The sequence below is a fragment of the Paenirhodobacter sp. CAU 1674 genome (assembly GCF_029222945.1).
GTDB lineage: Bacteria > Pseudomonadota > Alphaproteobacteria > Rhodobacterales > Rhodobacteraceae > Rhodobacter.
This window is the reverse complement of record NZ_JARHUH010000003.1, coordinates 379,511-398,301: the sequence shown is the minus strand read 5'-3', so window position 1 is coordinate 398,301 and position 18,791 is coordinate 379,511. Positions and strand designations below refer to the sequence as shown.

General features: G+C 63.5%; 15 protein-coding genes and 2 pseudogenes. 8 read left to right on the top strand and 9 right to left on the bottom strand.

Annotated features, from left to right (window positions below):
- The first annotated feature begins 171 nt into the window (after nt 1–171).
- Both P2G62_RS06485 and P2G62_RS06480 read left to right on the top strand, forming a co-directional pair.
- On the top strand, nt 172–906 hold the full coding sequence (locus P2G62_RS06485; RefSeq protein WP_275734066.1) for a helix-turn-helix domain-containing protein: 735 nt from the start codon (nt 172–174) through the stop codon (nt 904–906).
- A gap of 10 nt (nt 907–916) precedes the next feature.
- Nucleotides 917–1,060 carry a hypothetical protein gene (locus tag P2G62_RS06480; RefSeq protein WP_275734065.1) on the top strand — a complete coding sequence of 48 codons (144 nt, stop codon included), beginning with the start codon at nt 917–919 and terminating at the stop codon, nt 1,058–1,060.
- Nucleotides 1,061–1,107: 47 nt separating this feature from the next.
- On the opposite strand, the gene P2G62_RS06475 is transcribed toward P2G62_RS06480, so the two are convergent.
- The 7 genes and pseudogenes from P2G62_RS06475 to P2G62_RS06445 all read right to left on the bottom strand — a co-directional run bounded on the left by P2G62_RS06475 (nt 1,108) and on the right by P2G62_RS06445 (nt 7,476).
- Complete coding sequence (locus P2G62_RS06475; protein ID WP_275734064.1) at nt 1,108–2,307, bottom strand: NnrS family protein; 1,200 nt, start codon at nt 2,305–2,307, stop codon at nt 1,108–1,110.
- A gap of 491 nt (nt 2,308–2,798) precedes the next feature.
- Nucleotides 2,799–3,379: pseudogene (locus tag P2G62_RS06470) on the bottom strand (IS5 family transposase); the annotation flags it as partial.
- 103 nt (nt 3,380–3,482) lie between these two features.
- Complete coding sequence (locus P2G62_RS06465; RefSeq protein ID WP_275734063.1) at nt 3,483–4,175, bottom strand: ABC transporter ATP-binding protein; 693 nt, start codon at nt 4,173–4,175, stop codon at nt 3,483–3,485.
- 1 nt (nt 4,176) lies between these two features.
- Nucleotides 4,177–5,310: an ABC transporter permease gene (locus tag P2G62_RS06460; RefSeq protein WP_275734062.1), complete on the bottom strand. Its 1,134-nt coding sequence runs from the start codon at nt 5,308–5,310 to the stop codon at nt 4,177–4,179.
- Nucleotides 5,307–6,452 carry an efflux RND transporter periplasmic adaptor subunit gene (locus P2G62_RS06455; RefSeq protein ID WP_275734061.1) on the bottom strand — a complete coding sequence of 382 codons (1,146 nt, stop codon included), beginning with the start codon at nt 6,450–6,452 and terminating at the stop codon, nt 5,307–5,309. The genes P2G62_RS06460 and P2G62_RS06455 overlap by 4 nt, the downstream gene beginning before the upstream one ends.
- 3 nt (nt 6,453–6,455) lie before the next feature.
- Nucleotides 6,456–7,055, bottom strand: a complete 600-nt coding sequence (locus tag P2G62_RS06450) for a TetR family transcriptional regulator (protein WP_275734060.1) — start codon at nt 7,053–7,055, stop codon at nt 6,456–6,458.
- Between the two features lie 109 nt (nt 7,056–7,164).
- Nucleotides 7,165–7,476: a transposase gene (locus P2G62_RS06445; RefSeq protein ID WP_275734097.1), complete on the bottom strand. Its 312-nt coding sequence runs from the start codon at nt 7,474–7,476 to the stop codon at nt 7,165–7,167.
- A 949-nt stretch (nt 7,477–8,425) separates the two neighbouring features.
- On the opposite strand from P2G62_RS06445, the gene P2G62_RS06440 reads away from it, so the two are divergent.
- Genes P2G62_RS06440 through P2G62_RS06420 form a run of 5 tightly spaced genes read left to right on the top strand, consistent with a single transcriptional unit; the run spans nt 8,426 to nt 14,977 of the window.
- Nucleotides 8,426–9,373: a TAXI family TRAP transporter solute-binding subunit gene (locus tag P2G62_RS06440; RefSeq protein WP_275734059.1), complete on the top strand. Its 948-nt coding sequence runs from the start codon at nt 8,426–8,428 to the stop codon at nt 9,371–9,373.
- Nucleotides 9,374–9,430: 57 nt separating this feature from the next.
- Nucleotides 9,431–11,518, top strand: coding sequence for a TRAP transporter permease (locus P2G62_RS06435; RefSeq protein ID WP_275734058.1), 2,088 nt, complete (start codon nt 9,431–9,433; stop codon nt 11,516–11,518).
- Nucleotides 11,515–11,880, top strand: coding sequence for a DUF1850 domain-containing protein (locus P2G62_RS06430; RefSeq protein ID WP_275734057.1), 366 nt, complete (start codon nt 11,515–11,517; stop codon nt 11,878–11,880). Before P2G62_RS06435 ends, P2G62_RS06430 begins: the two co-directional genes overlap by 4 nt.
- Nucleotides 11,877–13,676 (top strand): ATP-binding protein, encoded by a 1,800-nt coding sequence (locus P2G62_RS06425; protein WP_275734056.1) that lies wholly within the window; start codon nt 11,877–11,879, stop codon nt 13,674–13,676. Before P2G62_RS06430 ends, P2G62_RS06425 begins: the two co-directional genes overlap by 4 nt.
- Complete coding sequence (locus P2G62_RS06420) at nt 13,673–14,977, top strand: sigma-54 dependent transcriptional regulator (protein WP_275734055.1); 1,305 nt, start codon at nt 13,673–13,675, stop codon at nt 14,975–14,977. The genes P2G62_RS06425 and P2G62_RS06420 overlap by 4 nt, the downstream gene beginning before the upstream one ends.
- Before the next feature lie 12 nt (nt 14,978–14,989).
- On the opposite strand, the pseudogene P2G62_RS06415 reads toward P2G62_RS06420, so the two are convergent.
- Nucleotides 14,990–15,235 (bottom strand): annotated as a pseudogene (locus P2G62_RS06415) (response regulator); the annotation flags it as partial.
- Nucleotides 15,236–15,347: 112 nt separating this feature from the next.
- On the opposite strand from P2G62_RS06415, the gene P2G62_RS06410 reads away from it, so the two are divergent.
- Nucleotides 15,348–16,370 (top strand): IS110 family transposase, encoded by a 1,023-nt coding sequence (locus P2G62_RS06410; RefSeq protein ID WP_096807319.1) that lies wholly within the window; start codon nt 15,348–15,350, stop codon nt 16,368–16,370.
- A gap of 141 nt (nt 16,371–16,511) precedes the next feature.
- Here P2G62_RS06410 and P2G62_RS06405 read toward each other — a convergent pair whose 3' ends face one another.
- The gene (locus P2G62_RS06405) at nt 16,512–18,737 is read right to left on the bottom strand and encodes a response regulator (protein ID WP_275734054.1); all 2,226 of its coding nucleotides are present in this window, start codon (nt 18,735–18,737) and stop codon (nt 16,512–16,514) included.
- Nucleotides 18,738–18,791: the final 54 nt, after the last annotated feature.

Genomic DNA, 18,791 nt, shown 5'->3' with positions numbered 1-18,791 from the left:
TCAGACATGCAACCCAGAGTAACTGATCTTCTTGATTTAGATCATGTAATCGGTAATTTCCTGTAAAAATAAATGGGTTGCGGAAATATTACGACTTGTCGATTGAAACTTGTAGAATGTTTGAGTTGAAGAGTCCGGAACTCATATTGACATTTATCAATTGATAGAGTGATGAATATCAAGCGGAGGGTGGCCGTGCGATTGGGCATACCAGAATCAGATTCTCCCGATGTCCGGAGGCTGGACCTCTTTTCGGGCATGGATGACGCGCACTTCAGCACGCTGATGCGCGGCGCCTACGTTCAGAACTTTCCTCCGCAGATCGAACTGATAACCGAGGGAGAACCAAGCGATTTTCTGCATGTCGTCCTTTCTGGGTCCGTCGATCTCTTCTCGGTCTGGAACGGCAGGGAAACCAGCATGGCGACCGCTCGGCCGGTGTCGACGTTCATCCTCGCGGCGTCGATCAAGAGCGCGCCCTACCTGATGTCGGCCCGAACCTTGGAAAAAAGCCGGATTGCTCTCATCCCCAGTCAGGACGTGCGCAACATATTTGACGTCGACAACTTCTTCGCGCGCGCCATCGTGGCAGAGCTGGCGCAGTGCTACCGTTCCGTCGTGAAGACCAAGAAGGAGCTGAAATTACGGACCTCTCAGGAGCGACTTGCGAACTATCTTCTTCGGCTGCAGGCGCGTGTGGGGGCTGGTTCCCAGTTCGACCTGGAGTTCGAGAAACGTCGTTTGGCGTCCTACCTCGGAATGACCCCCGAGAACCTGAGCCGCGCCTTCAGGGGGTTGCAGGCCTATGGCGTCACTGTCCAGGGCAATCGGGTCAACATCAGCGATCAACAGGATCTCGAGAGATTTGCAAAGCCTAACCCATTGATCGACGATCCGGACTCGTAGAGAGATCCAGATGACAGCGGCCCGCCCGGCCGCCACGATCCGCCAGATCACGACGGCAATCGACAACGCCGAACAGGACAATCCAGAACCGGTCAGCCCGAGGCGCGCCCCGGGATCGGCCGAAGTGGCGGACCTATCGGCAAGGACTGGCTGACGCAGGACGTCACAACAGCGCGCGCAAGCTCAGATCATTCCACAGCGTCACGTCGTCATCCTTGGACGAACGAGCAGCGGTCCGTAGAGGATCGCGAAACCTCCGAAGGCCGCGATCCAGCAGAGGCCCGAAATCGCGTAGAGCGCCCCGGCAGCTCCGGGCGCAAGACCGGCTATCAGCCGCGCCAGGACGGCACCGATCAGGCCGAGATAAATCGTCCGCGTTCCTGTTCCCGCGGTCAGGGTCTGGCCTGTATGCCCCAATGTCGCCCGGGTCATCACCGCCAGCGTCATCAGCCCGATTGCGCCGGCCATCCAGACATGCTGGGCCGCGGCTTGCGTCAGAAGGCCCGGCCAGAAGGTGGAAAAACCAAGAGCCAAGGCTCCGAGTGCGAGGAAAGCATAGCCGGCGTGCAAGACCCAGACCAGCGGTTCGGACAAGGTGTGCCTCCCGGCCCACCGGACCAAGCGTATCGCTTGCGTGACGCCGGCCGCAATTAGGATCGCACCGGAGATGAGGTTTTCGGGGGAAACCACCCAGAACAGCAGGGCGACCAGAAGAATGAGCAGGGCAGCCCGGTCAAACCGCTGCATCGGCGGGGTTGGGAGCCGGGTCTCGCGTCGCTTGACCAGCCAGTTTCGGGTAAACGAGGGAATGATACGCCCCCCGATGACGGCGATCATCATGATCCCGGCTCCGAGCCCAGCCCTGAGCCCGAGATCGCCAGCAGCGAAGGCGCCTGTTGCTGCTTGCCAATGGAACGTCGCATTCGCGAGCGTAAAGGTGATGAGCATTCCTAGGACGATCAGGTTGCGCCAGTTCTTGCCCGTGACGATCTCGCGCGTCAGGACGCCGACCAATACAACGGGCATGGCAAGATCTGCCAGAGCCACGCTCCAAACCGGAAGGTAGATCGCGACAGCAATCGCAATGCGACCAATCACCCAAAGGAGAAACAGAATGCCGAGCGGCCAGCCGACGACAGGAAGACGCCCTGTCCAATTGGGGACTGCCGTAAGCAGAAATCCTGCGATCACAGCCCCAAGATACCCGAACAGGAATTCGTGCGCATGCCAGGTCACGGGATCGAAGCGTGTCGGTAGCTCCGCCGCACCCGAGAGCATCAGGAGCCACAGCGTCATCGCACTCGCAGCCCATAGCCCGGCCCCGAGAAAGAAGGGGCGAAACCCAAAGGTCAGGAGGGCTGGACCGTTCCAGGTCCGCATCTGTTCCGAGCTTGTCGTCATGTCAGGTCTCGTTCCGTCTGTGCTGCGGCCTCGGTCAAGATCAGGTCGAGGCGGATATCGTGGAGTGGTGGATGGATCGCGGTAAGTCGCGCCGCCAGAAGCTCACCCCCGACACCGAAAGGTCTCGGCCTGGGAGCCGCAAGCGTCCGGTCGAAGGAGCCTTCCGCCAGAGCCGAGGTGATCGCCGTCCGCCCTCCAGCCGGCAAGGAGGGGCAAGCACGAGGTCGGGCGTGACGACGGGGGCGTCCGGGGGGGGGATATTCCAGCAGCCGCGTATCATGCGGGTTTTGGGCGCCCAGCGGCGAACGGTGAGCGGGGCCGCCCTGGTTTGGGAAGATGCGGCGGAGGGCATGGGATTCTCACGAGCTTGAACTTGCGTCTCATGCTATCTTCTATGAATTGGCATTTCAAATACTGATTTTATGAATGCGAGACGGGCCGTTGTCGTGCCAATCAACGTTCGGGCTGACGGTCTCCTTTCCCGTCAACCTTCAGACAATAGCCTCAATCTTTGCGCGGCCGAGGGCCGGGAAGCAGTTCATAACTAAGCGGCAGGCGCCACCAGTTCGAGCACAGCCGCGAAGGATGCGGATCTGGATTTCGGCGGCCTGGCGGTCAGGGCCTCGCGATATGATCCGCTCGCCAAAGAGCTTCAGGCGATTCATGTGAGCCCCGCCCCGATTTCGGACGTGATAGTCAGTCCATCGCTTCCAGAGCGCTCATCCAAGGCGTCGCGTCGCGTGCAAGATCTCGTTCCAGGCTGAGGCTGCGGGGCAACCTTCTTTCCAGCTGTGCCCGTTCCGGCGGATTGGCATGACGGCATGATCGTCTCGGTCCATGATCGCACAGTGGCATCGTCGCGTGTCATGGGCGCCGTCCGCGATGACGGTAGCTATCGCCTCGTCTCGGGAATTTGCTCTAGCAAGGCGGGCAGGAAAGGGCTGTCTCCGTGACGGCTCGAGGTGGAGTCGACTGCGCGTATGTTGCCGGTTTTAGTGTCCAAGGCGATGTGGACCTTCCTCCGTTGCCTACGTCGCGACGGCCCGTGTTTGCGAGTCAGCCATTCGCCATCCGCGCAGAACATGAAGCTGGGAAACGGGGGCGCATCCTGACCTGCTGCCTGGACCACGCTTTTTCACCGCACCCCAAGCCTCCCGGGGTGGCGGCCGCGTGCCTTACTCCGTGCTCAGGCGCCCATCGCGCAGATGGATCAGCCGATCAAAGCGGTCGAAGATCTTCTCGTCATGTGTCACGGTGAGGATGCAGGCTTCCTGTTCGACGGCGAGCTTGCGCAAGAGGTCCATCACGAGCTGAGCGCGCACGGAATCGAGCGCAGCCGTCGGCTCGTCGGCAAGGATGATCCGGGGTCGGTTCGCCAGAGCGCGCGCGATGGCGACGCGCTGTGCCTCTCCGCCCGACAGATGTGCAGGCTTTACCCCGGCGCGGTGTCCGACCTCGAGATAGTCCAGCAGTTCTCGCGCCCGCGTTTGCGCCGCCGCGGGTTTCCACCCTGCGAGATCGAGCACGACAGAGACGTTCTCCTCGGCGGTGAGGAAGGGCAAAAGGTTATGCGCCTGAAAGATGAAACCGATCTTGTCGAGCCGCAATTGGCGCAGGTTGCCACGCAGCCAGCGGCCATCAAACACCGTCTCGCCATCGAGCACGAGCCGGCCTGCGGACGGATCGACGATGCAGCCGATGATGTTGAGCAGCGAGGTCTTGCCCGACCCCGAAGGGCCGAGCATCGCCACAACCTCACCTGCATGGATCTGCAAATCGACCGCGCGCAAAGCATCGACACGCGTTTCGCCCTCGCCGTAATGCTTGGCCACACCCGACACATCGACGAGAAGATCACCAATCGCCATTTCAACCTCCCAGCGCCGTCGCGGGATCGACCTTGAGCGCGGCGCGGATCCCCAATCCGGATGCCAGGATGCAGACAAGGATGATGATCCCGAAGAGCACCAAAGCGTTGGTTGGTTCCAGCACCACCCGACGCGGGAAGTTGTCTTTCACCAGCAGGATCAACGACAGCCCGATCGCCCAGCCCGAGGCACCCAGGATCAACGCCTGCTGGACGATCAGACCGAGGATCGTGCGATCCGGCGCGCCGATCAGCTTGAGCGTCGCGATCTGTTTCAGCTTCTCCATCGTCATCGTGTAGATGATCAGCGCGATCACCACTGCCGAGACGGTGAGCAGGATTCCCAGGAACAGCCCGATCTGTCGGCGCGCGCGATCGACGACCGAAGCGAGCAGGAGCTCTTCTTGCTGCGCTTGGGTCAGAGCGCCCAGATGTTTCCATTGCCGGATCGTCGCAGCCACCCGCGCGACATCTGCATCTGGCTCGATCCGTGCGATGACTGCCGCGACATTGCTGGCGTCAGGCGAGGCCGCTCCACGGGCCGCGCGGACCCGCTCGGCTGCGGGATCGAGTTCGCTCTGCAGGGCCATCGCGTCGGAAAGCGTCATGAAAACTGCGGGATCACCACCGGAATTCATCGCGTCTTCCGTTAGCCCGACGACGGTAAACCGGTTGCGTCCAAGACGGATCGTGTCGCCCACCTCAAGCCCTGACTTTCGATCGACCACCAATTCGTAATGACTGCGCCCAAGCCCACGCCCCTCGGTGACGGTGGACGGACCTCCGGGACGACCCCGTTCGTAACCGATGACATATAGCCGGAGCGTCTGCGTCCCGTGCTGCGCTTCGATGGTCTGGTAAGTGATCGCGCCCGCCTCGGCGATCCCCGGAAGACGCGCGACCGCATCGCGTGTCGCGGCAGGCAGCGAAGACGCCTCGGCAAAGGGCCCCTGCGTATTGGCCTCGACGACCCAGAGATCCGCGCGCGGCGCTTTCACCGCGGCCAGCGCATCCGAGACGAGACCGTTATAGATCCCGATCATCGCCAGCACGACAGTCATCAGCAACCCCAGCCCGAAGCAGGTCAGGATAAAGCGAAAGAGACTGTGCCGAATGTCCTTGAGCGCGAGGTTCATGCGCCCGCCCCGATGCGAACCTTGCGGCCATCGACCGCATCCTTGGGAACTGGCGAGACGATTTTCGCCCCTTCCGGCAACCCGCCCGTCACTTCGGCACGCCCCAGATCGTCGCGCGCACCGAACTCCAGGGTCGCCTGTGCCAGCGCCCCATCCCGCGCGATCCAGACCGTTCCCGACGCGCCATCAAAGCCGATGATATCGACCTCGGGCACCATCAAGGCCCGATCGCGATGACCGGTCGTGACCAGAGCCTCGGCCTGTTCGCCCAGATACATTTCGGCGGGGCAATCCGTGCAGGCGAGCCAGACCTTGCGCTCCTCGTTGACGCGGTCGCTTTCCAACCCGATCCGCACGATGTTGCCATGAAACTCTTGTTGCGGGCGCGAACGAAGACGGATGGCGCCCACCTGCCCCAGCGCAAGCTGGCCCGCGCGCTCCTCGTCGATATAGGCCTGAATCCAGATCGTCTGCGGATCAATCAGGCTGAAGATCGTGTCACCCGCCTTGACCACCGTGCCAGCCTCGGCCTTGCGCGCAATGATCAGGGCATCATAGGGCGCGGCCAGAACGTGCTTTTCGAGAAGCGTGCGGGCCGATTGCAGATTGGCGTCCGCCTCCGCCGCCTGAGCCCGCAGCACCATCAGTTCGGTTTCGGCCACAGCGAGATCGGCGCGCGCCACATCGAGATCGCGCTGGGTTTCCTCCGCGCTTTGCTTCGAGGCCCGGTCCGTTCGTGCAAGTTCCTGCTGGCGCGTATTGGCCGCCTCGCGTTGTGACAATACCGCCTGAGCGCGTGGCAGGGCCGCTTCCGCCTTGGCGAGCGCCGCGCGTGCCGCTTCCACCCCGGCCTCGGCTTGGGCCACGCGCGCCTGTTGTTCCTCGGGATGCAGACGCGCCAGTTCCTGCCCGGCCAGAACGCGATCGCCCGCATCTGCGGACAGGCTCTGCACGGCGCCACCCAGCTCGAAGCCAACCTCGCTCAGCACACGTGCCTCGACGGTTCCCAGACCATAGAGTCGCAAAGTGACATCGGTCTCCGGCGAGAGCACCTGCACCGGCAGCGGGCGATGGCGCATCACCCAGATCCCACCTGCCAGAGCAATTGCGGCAACCCCGACGACAAACCAGCTCTTGCGCATCTCTCAGCGATCCTTCCTGCACTCGAGGAGGCGCAGCTGCACATCGAGCAGCGCGAGCCCCGTCTCTTCCATTGATGTGGTGCGCGGCCCGAGCGCCCAGCGGATCGCGGCGCCCTGAACGAGCGAACTCAGCAGGTAGGCGATATCGCGCGGCCGGAGATCGGCCGCTATCCGGCCCTGTGACTGTGCGGCGGCGAGGTCTGCCTCGAGCGTTTCGTGAAACACGCCAAGGCGCTCTCGGAAGGCGCCGCGCAGAACCTCGTTCTCGGTGGTCAATTCCCGCGAGAACAGAAGCATCGGGATCGCGGGCGTGCGCGCGATCACCCCAAGTTGGGCCGCCACCAGCGCGCGCACCCGCTCCAACGGATCCGAAACATCTTCAAGTGCTGCCTCCCAAGCCGTCGCCAGCGTGTCGGTGACATGCTCGGCGACCGCGCCCCAAAGCTCTGCCTTGGACGGAAAGTGCCGAAACAGCGCCGCCTGGGTCACTCCGATCTGTTGCGCGACCGCTGCCGTGGTCACGCGATCCGGGCCGATCCGGTCCGCCATCTCGAGAACGGTCGCGACGATCTCGGCCTTGCGCAACTCTGCTGATTTTCGCATCACTCGATATCATTTAGTTAGTGATCACTTACTTACTAGTGACTATTTCACAGAACGTCAATCGAGTCTTCGACCTGGCTCTGAGCCTGTGGCCGCCAAGCGTCGCGCCCTACGTTCCCGCAACTCGCCAAGCCGCCTTGATCAGCCGAGATGCGTGGCAGATCAGCGGACGGGATCCCGCCATGGCGCCCGGGTATAGCAATCGGCACAGTTGGAAGTTGCCGACCTTCGAGATCCGTCCCAGCCTTTCCTTGCCGCCGCTCGAATGGGACCGGGGCGTCAGGTCGAACAAGGCTGCGTAATCGCGACCGCGTCGGAAGGCGCTCACGTCTGGTGTCGTCACGGCGAAGGCTCTGGACGAGATTGCGCCGACCCCGGGCACCGTTGCCAGACGGCGTGCAAGCGCGTCACCGGCTTGCACCTCGCCGATCCGTGCGGCCACGTCCTCGATCTGATCCTGCGTGCCTCGGAACTGTGCCGCCAGCCTGTCCACAACACTGGTCGCGCGGCGTCTGGCAGGTCTTGAGCAGAAGCAAGCAGGCGCTCGATGTTGTGGATGGGTGTTCTATGGACGGCTCCTTTCGGGGCGCTGTATCCAGACCCATCCGGGCACAATGCGATGCTGTGGGTCGGGCCATCCACACCATCAGTGGCGGGCTATCCCACATTATTGTTGCGCGGGTAGCGTGCGTGGTCGTGGCACAGCCGTGACGCGATTGTCCCATAATGAATGCTTCATTCCATTCCAGCGAATGGAGCCCACCGTCAAACCGTGGGAACAAACCTCGTGCCCTTTAGGGGCTAACCAATCTCTGGAGCTAAATGCGAGGTGTGTGTGGTTCGAAAATCGGGGTTTCCAAACGACGGCAACGAGTTACATTACGCTGCGAGCTTGGGGATCTGGCGTTCGACCAATCGCAGGTATCGTTGGTTGCACGCCCCCGCAACCAACGATAATTGCGAAACCTCCGCAGGCCCCGCCGCGGAGGTTTTTGCATTCCTATCCCCATTTCGCAGAGATCGTCTGTTGCGCCCTCCCGCAACCAAAAATACCGAAGTAATTACAATGCGTTAGCCTCGCATCACGCGGGGCTGTCCGCGTTTGGTATGGGCCGCTGGAAGCAAACGGGGCGCAATGCGGACCCTTGCAAATCCGCAACAGCACGCATTCGCACGCATTCGCACAGCAGCCCACAAACCAACGCCGCCTGAAGGCGCACTAACCCGCGGCAGAAACCGGCCATAGCCAGAGCGGGGGATTGCCACGAAGTTTTGGCCGGTTGCATCAAAAGGGTTTGCTTGCCCAGGTTTTCCGGTCACGCTTGCGGCGGCCCCGCGGGAGGCGGGGAACGGACATTTGGGAGGATGCAATGTTTCGGAGCTTCAAGCTCGGCGCGCTGGTCGCCGGGGCTATCGCTGTTTCCACGCCGGTCGCACAGGCCAGCGAATTCATCAACATTCTGACCGGCGGCACCTCGGGCGTGTATTACCCGCTCGGCGTGGCCCTGTCGGACATCTATGCCAAGGGCATCGACGGCGCGCGCACCCAGGTGCAATCGACCAAGGCTTCGGTCGAGAACCTGAACCTGCTGCAGCAGGGTAAGGGTGAACTGGCCTTCGCTCTGGGGGATTCGGTCAAATATGCCTGGGAAGGCAATGCCGAGGTCGGCTTCAAGGCGCCGCTGACCAAGCTGCGCGCGATTGCGGCGATCTATCCGAACGTCATCCAGATTGCGGCCCTGACCGACAGCGGCGTGAAGACGGTCGCCGATCTGAAGGGCAAGAGCCTGTCGGTCGGCGCAGCGAAATCGGGGACCGAGCTGAACGCGCGGGCGATCTTTGACGCGTCGGGCATGAGCTATGACGATCTGGGCAAGCTGGAATATCTGCCGTTCTCGGAATCGGTCGAACTGCTGAAGAACCGGCAGCTGGACGCGACGCTGCAATCCTCGGGGCTGGGCAATGCCGCGCTGAAGGATCTGTCGACCTCGCAGGCGATCACCTTCGTGTCGGTCCCGGCCGAGGTGGCGGCCTCGCTGGGTGCGCCCTATGTCGCGGGCACGATCCCGGCGGGCACCTATGAAGGCCAGGCCGAAGACGTGCCGACCGTGGCCGTCGTCAACTTCCTTGTCACGCATGAGGATGTCTCGGACGAAGTCGCCTATCAGATGACCAAACTGCTGTTTGAAAACCTCGATACGCTCAAGGCTGCGCATAGCGCTGCGGCGGGCATTTCGATCGAGGAGGCCGTGAAGGGCTCTCCCATCCCGCTGCACCCGGGCGCCGAGCGCTATTACAAAGAGCAAGGTCTGCTCTGATCGGGGACAGTCTGTGGGCGGCCCGGTGCGCCGGGCCCCCATCGCAGGGAGGATATCATGGAACAGAACACACATCACCTGCCCGACGACCAGCTCGGGCTGCACGATCCGCTGGCCGAAAGCTTTCCTGAAACGCTGGAAGGCCGGGTGCTGTTCTGGCTCGCCTTTGCGTTTTCGGTGTTTCAGGTCGCCATCGCGGCGCATGTCATCGACCTGCCCAGCCAGGTGGTGCGGGCGGTTCACGTCGGCTTCCTGCTGGCGATCGGCCTGCCGCTGCTGGCGATTGCCAAGCATCGCGGCCCGCTGAGCAAGGTCTTTGCCTATCTTCTGGCGGCGATCGGCGTTGCTGTCGCGGCCTATCAATGGGTCGAATATACGCCGCTTCTGATGCGTGCCGGCGATCCGCTGATGATTGACATCGTGCTGGGTGTCGCGGCGCTGGTCACCATTTTCTGCGCCGCCTGGATGCTGATGGGCCCCGCTTTGCCGATCATTGCGGGCGTTTTCCTGTCCTACGCGCTGTGGGGCGAATACCTGCCCGCGCCGCTGGACCATCGCGGCTATGATTTCAGCCAGGTGATCGAGCATCTGACCTATGGCACCGAAGGCATCTACGGCATCCCGGTCTATGTCTCGGCGACCTATATTTTCCTCTTCATCCTGTTCGGCGCCTTCCTTGAGAAAGCCGGGATGATCAAGCTGTTCACCGATGTCTCGCTTGGCCTTGTCGGGCACAAGATGGGCGGCGCGGCCAAGGTGTCGGTGCTGTCCTCGGGGCTGATGGGCACGATTTCGGGCTCGGGGGTGGCCAATGTGGTGACCACCGGGCAGTTCACGATCCCGCTGATGAAAAGCTTCGGTTACCGCCCGGCCTTTGCCGGCGGGGTCGAGGCCACCGCCTCGATGGGCGGGCAGATCATGCCGCCGGTGATGGGCGCCGTGGCCTTCGTCATGGCCGAAACGCTGGGCGTGGAATATGTCGAGGTGGTCAAGGCCGCGCTGATCCCGGCGATCCTGTATTTCCTTGGCGTCTTCTGGATGGTCCACCTGGAGGCTGGCAAGCGCAACCTGCGCGGGCTGAGCCGCGAGGAGCTGCCCTCGGCCAAACAGGCGCTGAAAGAGGGATGGTTCCTGATCCTGCCGCTGGGCGTTCTGGTCTACCTGCTGTTTTCCGGCTACACGCCGCTGTTCGCTGGCACGGTCGGTCTGGCGCTGACGGGCCTGCTGATCCTGGGCGGTTCGGTCGCATTGGGCCTGCCGGCGGGTATTTTGCGCGTGATCTTCTGGGTGTTCCTGGGGCTGATCGCGGCAGCGTTCTTCAAGATGGGGCTGAACATCGTTCTGGCCGCGCTGGCGGTTCTGATCGCGATCAGCGTGTTTTCCAAGGGCGGGCGCGAGACGCTGGCCCTGTGCCGTGACAGCCTGGCCGAGGGCGCCAAGACCGCGCTGCCGGTGGGCATTGCCTGTGCGCTGGTGGGCGTCATCATCGGTGTGATGACGCTGACGGGCGCGGCCAACACCTTTGGCCAGTATATCGTGGGCGTCGGCCAGAACAGCCTGTTCCTGTCGCTGGTACTGACGATGATCACCTGCATCGTGCTGGGGATGGGGATTCCGACGATCCCGAACTACATCATCACCTCGTCGATCGCGGGCCCGGCGCTGCTGGCGCTTGGGGTGCCGCTGATCGTCAGCCACATGTTCGTGTTCTACTTCGGCATTCTGGCGGATCTGACGCCGCCCGTGGCGCTGGCCTGCTTCGCCGCGGCGCCGATTGCCAAGGAAAGCGGCCTGCGCATCAGCTTCGAGGCGGTCAAGGTCGCGGCGGCCGGCTTCGTCGTGCCCTTCATCGCGGTCTATACCCCCGCGCTGATGCTGCAAGACGGCGGCCCGCTGGCCGAGGCGATCGGCTATGCCCCGGCGGTGGCCTATGTCGTGCTCAAGGCGGTGCTGGCGATCGGCCTGTGGGGTGCGGCGGTGATCGGCTGGCTCGGGCGTCCGCTGGCGCTGTGGGAGCGGGCGATTGCGATGGCAGGCGCGTTCTTCCTGGTGGCCGCACTGGCACTGACCGACGAGCTGGGCTTTGCCTGCGTCGCGGCCTTCTTCGCCGTGCTGTGGCTGCGCCGTCGCCCGGCGGTGGCATGAGCAGCTGCCTGATCGCGGGGGCGCTGACTGTGGCGCTCTCGACCTCGGGCCAGTTCACCCTCGAATGGACCCATTCCGTCGAGAAAGAGGGCTGGCGCGAGGTCTGGCAGGTTGAAGGCGACCGGATGCATCTGGTTGAAGCCGCCGTCAAAGGCTCGGGCGCCGGGATGGAGCCCGGGCCCGATGGCGGCTTTGTCGATGGTTGGTGGGTCTGGGTGCCCGACAGCCCGCCGGTGAGCGAACTGCTGCTGGCCGCCTCGGGGGAAACACCCTCGGGGTGGCTTTTGTGCGGGGTGGACTGTGTGACGCTGGGGGCCCGGCCGGACAAGCCGATCCGCCTGCACCCCTGCGAGGCGAAATGACCCACGATCCCGGACAGACCCGATCCGCAAGACAGGGGCCGCGCGCCTGGCGCGCGCCCGCTTTGCTGACGGTTCTGCCGGTGATTGCGGTTGCGCTGATCGCAGGCGCGCTGGCCTGGCGCAGCACCGTGGCCGAGATCGACGCGCGGCTTGAGCAAAGCCTGATCCTGTCGCTGCGCGCGCTGGAAACTGAAATCGACCGCTTTCGCTATCTGCCGAAGGTGACCGGCGAGGATGCCCGGGTGCAGGCCGCGATCCGCAATCCCCAAGACCCCACCACCATCGACGCCGCCAATCGTTATCTGCAACGTGTGACCCGGCTGGCCGGGGCAAGCCATCTGTATCTGATGGATGCGGCGGGGCAAACGCTGGCGGCCTCGAATTGGGATGTCGACGAAAGCTTCGTGGGCAACAACTACAGCTTTCGCCCCTATTTCCGCGAGGCCATCACGACCGGCGTCGGCGCGTTCTATGCGATTGGCGTCACCACCGGCACGCCGGGCTATTTTCTGGCCGCACGCATTGATCTGGCCGATGGCAAACAGGGTGTGGTTGTCGTCAAGGTGGTGCTGGACGCGCTGGAACAGGCGTGGACGGCCGCCGATCAGGCGATTGCGGTGGCCGATGTGGACGGGATCGTCTTTCTGTCGGGCGAACCGGCCTGGCGCTATCGCCCGCTGGACCCGCTCTCGCCCGAGGCGTTGGAGCGGCTTGGTGCGCAGCGCACCTATTTCGGGGCCGAGGTGAACGCGGCCGAACCGCTGTTGCAGGGTGCTGCGGGCTGGATATTCGACGGCACCGGCGCGCGGATGCGCACCCGGGGCGCGCCCTTCAGCGACGAATGGCGGATGCTCGCCGCGGCGCCGGTCCTGCCTGCGGTTCTGGCCGCGCTTGGCTGGGGCGGCGGCGCGGCGCTGGCCTGGGGGCTCGGGATCGGACTGGCCAAGATCCAGCGCCAGCGGCGCCAGCTTGTCGCGCTGCGGCTGCGCCAGTCGGACCTGCTTGAACGCAAGGTTACCGAACGCACCCGAATGCTCGCCCGCGAGATCGAGGCCCGCCGCCAGACCGAGGCCGAATTGCGCGATGCCCAGGAAACGCTGATCCACTCCGAGAAGATGGCCGCGCTTGGCCGGATGTCCGCCGCGATCGTGCACGAGGTCAGCCAGCCGCTGGCCGCGATGGAGGCCACGCTGGCCGCTGCCGAAATCTCGCTCGAACGCGCGCCCGAGCGGACAGGGGCCCGGATCGAGACGGCGCGCAACCTGATCCGGCGGATGCAGCGCACGATCAAGCATCTGAAATCCTTCTCGCGCAAGGAAAGCGGTCAGCTGGAGGAGGTCGACGCGCTTGGCGCGGCGCAAAACGCGCTGGAACTGGTGCAGCCGCGCGCCCGGGCCGTGGGGGTTGACCCTGTGCTGGAGGCCCCGGACCGGATGCTGCGGGTCAAGGCCGGGCGTGTGCGGCTGGAAATGGTGCTGGTGAACCTGCTGCTGAATGCGCTGGATGCGGTCGAGGGGCGCGCGGGCGCGGCGGTTGCGCTGACGCTGACCGTGCAGGGCGATGACCTGCGCCTGACGGTCAGCGACACCGGCCCCGGCATCGCCGCCGAAGACCTGCCCCGCGTGACAGAGCCGTTCTTTTCCACCAAGGCCAACAGCGAAGGGCTGGGCCTGGGGCTTGCCATTTCGCAAGCCATCCTGTCAGAATTTCATGGACGGCTGGACATCGAGACCACCCCCGGTCACGGCACGCGGATGACCGCCGTCCTGCCATTGCTGGAAAAGGCGCAGGCATGACCGCATTGATCCATATCGTCGAGGATGACGCCGATCATCGGGCCGCGCTGTGCGATCTGATCGAGGCGAGCGGTTTCGAGGCGCGCGGCTTCGCCTCGGGCGAGGCGGCGCTGGCCGCGCGCCCGGGGCCCGATCTGATGATTACCGATCTGCGGATGCCGGGGATGGACGGGTTCGCGCTGCTTGATGCCGTCAAGGCCCGCGCGCCGGGTCTGCCGGTGATCCTGATCACCGGCCATGGCGACGTGCCCCATGCTGTGCGCGCGATGCGGATGGGCGCCGAGGATTTTCTGGAAAAGCCCTATGACGCGGCGCATCTGCTGGCGGTCGTCGACCGCGCCCTGCGCGCCGCCGCGACCCGCGCCGAACTGGGCCGCCTGCAATCGGAATTGCTGCGCAAGGACGGCAGCGAGATATTGGGCAGATCCGCCGCGATCGAGGCACTGCGGGCCCGGATCGCCGCGCTGGCGCCGCTGGATCTGGATGTCATCATCACCGGCGAGACCGGCACCGGCAAGGAACTGGCGGCGCGCGCGCTGCATCTGGCCAGTCCGCGGGCCGACGGGCCCTTTGTGGCGATCAATTGCGCGGCCCTGCCCGACAGCCTGTTCGAGATCGAGATGTTCGGCCATGTCGCAGGCGCCTTCCCCGGTGCGCAGGACAAGCCCGGCAAGCTCGAGGTGGCCTCGGGCGGGACGCTGGTGCTGGACGAGGTCGAGGCGATGCCGCCCGCCGCGCAGGTCAAGCTGCTGCGGGCCTTGCAGGAACGGCAGGTCGAGCGGCTGGGCGAAAACACGCCGCGCCCGCTGGATCTGCGGATCATCGCGCTGTCCAAGACCGATCTGCGCCGCCTGTCGCTGGACGACAGCTTTCGCCCCGATCTGTTCTACCGTCTGGCAGGGGCCGAGATCGCGCTGGAACCGCTGCGCGCGCTTGGCGATGACATCGCGCTTCTGTTCACGCATTTCACCGGGCTGACCGCCCGGCGCTATGGTCGCCCGCCGCCCGAGATTTCCTATCAGTTCCGTCAGCAATTGCAGCGCCGCCCTTGGCCCGGCAACGTGCGCGAGTTGAAGGCGCTGGCCGAACGGGTCGCACTTGGATTGGAACTGCCCGATGCGCCAGCCGTCGCCCAGGACGCGCCCCAGACCCTGACCGAAAAGGTGGCCGCTTTCGAGGCCCGCGAGATCCGCGCGATGCTGGAACGCTGCCGTGGCAATACCGAACGCGCGGCTCAGGCGCTGGGGATTGCGCGGCGCACGCTCAATGACAAGATCACGCGCTACGGCATCCGGGTGTAGGCGCCGCCGCGGCTATTCCGAGGGCGGAATGGCCGCGCGCGCCTCTTTGGGGCAATATTGCGCGATTTTCTCGGCCAGGGCGGTCTTCCTCAGGGGTTTGGTCAGATAGTGATCGGCGCCCGCCGCGAAGATCGAGTCGCTGTCGCCGGTCATCGCATGCGCGGTCAGTGCGCAAATCGGCACATGCCCCCCCGTCACGACCTCTTCCGAGCGGATCGCACGGGTGGCTTCACGCCCGTCCATTTCAGATGCCGTAATGGGGCGGCCGCCCGGCGCGGAATCGAAACCCGAACTTTTCTCGCTGGGAAACTCGGACGCTTCGTCGCTTGATTCAAGCTGCCTGTCATTTGGAACAAGAGGGGAGTAACCCATGGGTGTTTTCGTTGGCATTGATGTATCTCTCGAGAATTCTGCGGTTTGCGCCGTGGACGAACACGGCAAGCTTGTGAAGGAAACGAAAGTTGCCAGTGACCCCGGCGCATTGAGCGACTGCATCAGGGGCATGCCGGGCGTGGTGGAGGCGATCGGTATCGAAGCCGGACCCTTGTCCCAGTGGCTTCATAAATCTTTGACCGACCTTGGACTGCCAGTGGTGCTCATGGAGACGCGGCAGGTGAAAGCCGCCTTGAGAGCGGCGCCGGTAAAGACCGACCGCCGCGATGCTGCTGGCCTGGCCCGCTTGCTGCAAATGGGCTGGTTTCGGCCGGTGCATTGCAAGTCGCTTTCCGCGCAGGAGCTGAGGGTGCTTCTCGGTGCGCGCCGATGCGTGCAAAGCGCCGCAGTCAACATCGAGCTGTCTATTCGGGGCATGCTGCGCAATTTCGGACTTCGACTTGGTCGGATCGGCAAGGTCAGCTTTGAAGACCGGGTTCGCGAATTGACCGAGGGCAACAGGCTCATCCAGCTTTCAATCGAACCGATGCTCAGGGCCCGATCTGCGTTGCGCAGCGAGCTTGTGCGCCTTGAACGCATGGCCCGGGACATCACGCGCGAGGATCCGGTTTGTCGCTTGCTGATGACGATGCCCGGCATCGGCGCGGTCGTCGCTCTGACTGTCCGTTCCTCCATCGATGACCCCGGCAGGTTCCGGCGGTCGAAGGATGTCGGTCCTGCAATCGGTTTGACCCCTCGTCGCTACCAATCCGGCGAGACGGACATTGTCGGCGGCATCACCAAAGCTGGCGATCTGGACATGAGGACCGCGCTTTATCAAGCAGCCACAGTGGTGATCCACCGCTCGAAAAAGCAGACTTGGTTGCGCGCATGGGCGGAGCGGGTTGTTCGTCGGCGTGGAGCGAAACGAGCGGCAGTCGCGCTGGCCCGCAGGATGGGCGTAATTCTGCATCGCATGTGGGTCGACAACACAGAATTCCAGGCCGTCAGACAGGTTTAAAGCAAGCCCGTCGAGCCGCCGCGAATGAAAACAACAATCTGGCCGTCGTAAGTCCCGGCCATCGAGGTCCTCACCAGGACGCGGTTTCCGATGACGCCGCTCGATGCCTTGTCGCCGGAGCCTCCGCTTCGAGCACGTATCTCAGATAGGCGCACGGAAACCGCAATGAACCAGCATCAAGTTGGCGACCACTGCGTCGACCACGGACAGAAGCGCGAACCGGTGTAGGATCATAACCGATGGAACAGTATCGAAAGCGCCAGAGGGGGGTACCTGCCAAGACTTGTCCGTTCCGTCGAGCCATGCCCTCGTAGCGCTCAGCTTCGAAGGTGCGTTCGTTTGGAAATTACCCATTGACTGCACTGGCCCCATTACAGAAGGCATCGAAATATCCATGAAGATCAGGTCCGGGCGGAGCATGCGCCATTTTTCGATCGCTTCGTGCCCATTGTCGGCGAAATGCAGATCAATGTCGAAATCCTTGACCATCTTGCGCAGAACAAGCTGGTTGGTGCGGTTGTCTTCGGCCGCCAGAACACGCATTTGCCGCAGCGCGGCGGTGGGCGGCGGCGGGTCGGATGTGGCGCACGCTTCGGGCAGTGCCGCGTCGGGGTGCGACAGCCGCTGCAGGGTGTGAAACAGCTCGGACCGCAAGACCGGTTTTTCCAGACAGCCCGCGATGCCGAATTTCTGTTGTGCCGCCTGAAGCGCGTCGGGGTCCGAGGTCAAAAGCAGGATCGGGGTCTGGATCCCGCGATCATGCAGTCGGCGGCTCAGTTCCAATCCGTCCAGCGCGGGCATCTTGTGATCGGTCAGCACGATGTCGAAGGTGGCGCCATCGTCCAGCACCCGCAATGCCTCGGCTGCGGTGCGGCACAAGGTGACGTCGAGCCCGTAGGTTTCAAGCTGCCGCTCCAGAATGACGCGATTGACCAGCAGGTCGTCGACCACCATCGCCGCCTTCAACGTGATCTGCTGGCCGGGCTTGTCGATCGGATCGGCCGGTTCCGCCCGCGGCACGGTGATCTTGAAGCCGAAGCACGATCCTGCGCCCAGTTCGCTGTCGACCCAGACCGTGCCCTCCATCAGCTCTATCAACTGGCGCGTGATGGCCAGCCCCAGCCCCGTGCCTTCAAACTTGCGGTTCGCGGTGCTTTCGACCTGGTTGAATTCGCCAAAGACGTGATCGACATGTTCCGGGGCGATCCCGATGCCGGTGTCTTCGACCGTCACATGCAACTCGTATTGCCCCGCCTCGCGTTCGAAACCGACGACGCGGGCCAGCACATGCCCGGCCTCGGTGAATTTGACCGCATTGCCCAGAAGGTTTGTCAGGATCTGCCGCAGCCGCCCGGGATCGGCGATGAAACGGGTCGGCAGGAACAGGTCGTAATCGACCAGCAGCTTGACGCCTTTGTCCTTGGCCGAGGCCTGCAGCAACACCATGATTTCATGCAGGCAGCGTTCCAGATCGAACACTTCGGGATAGAGCCGCAGCCGTTCGGCCTCGATCTTGGAATAATCCAGCACGTCGTTGATGATCGTCAGCAACGCCTCGCCGGAGGAGCGGATGGTTTCAGCAAACAGCCGTTGTTCCTCGGTCAGATCGGTATCGGCCAGAAGTTCGGCCATGCCCACGACACCGTTCATCGGGGTGCGGATTTCGTGGCTCATATTCGCGAGGAAAGCCGATTTCGCACGATTGGCGGCCTCTGCCTTTTGCCGCGCCTCTTCCAGTTCCGCCTCGCGCGTGACGATATGGGTGATGTCCTGCACCAGACAGACCAGATCGCCATCGGCGCCCCAGCGGTCGATCAGTTTCAGGTGGCGGCCGTGGCGGGTGGTCAGGGTGAAAGGTTCGATCTGATCGCGCCGGATGCGCGCGATCATGTCGTGATGCCAGTCCGGCGGGTCGCGCCCGTCCATCTCGACCATGCCTTTGGTCGCGGCAATGCGCAGAACGGAATCATAGCTCACGCCTGCCGTGACCGCGATTTCCCCCTGAAAGAACGACATATAGGCACGATTTGCGACCACCAGCCGCAGGTCGCTGTCATAGACCGCGAATCCGTCGCGGATGGTTTCCAGCGCGTCCCACAACCGGCGTTGTGCGATCAGTGCGACGCAATTGGCACGTTCCAGATCGACCCGGACCTTGCTGTTTTCCCCCTTCAGCGATTCGGCCTCTGTCAAGGCAAGCTGCAGGCCATGACGCTGCTGCACGATTTGATCCGACAGCGCCCGCGCATGTAGTGCAAGCTTTTGATTTGCGGTGAAAAGCTCGCGCTTCTTCTGTTCCAGCAGCCGCTCTGCCGCCAATCTGGCACGCCGTTCCTGCGCCAATTTCTCCGTGATGCTGGCACTCATCATCCGGCATTCGTCCCATATCCTGACCCGGGCCGAACCTTCGCAGAGCCGCGT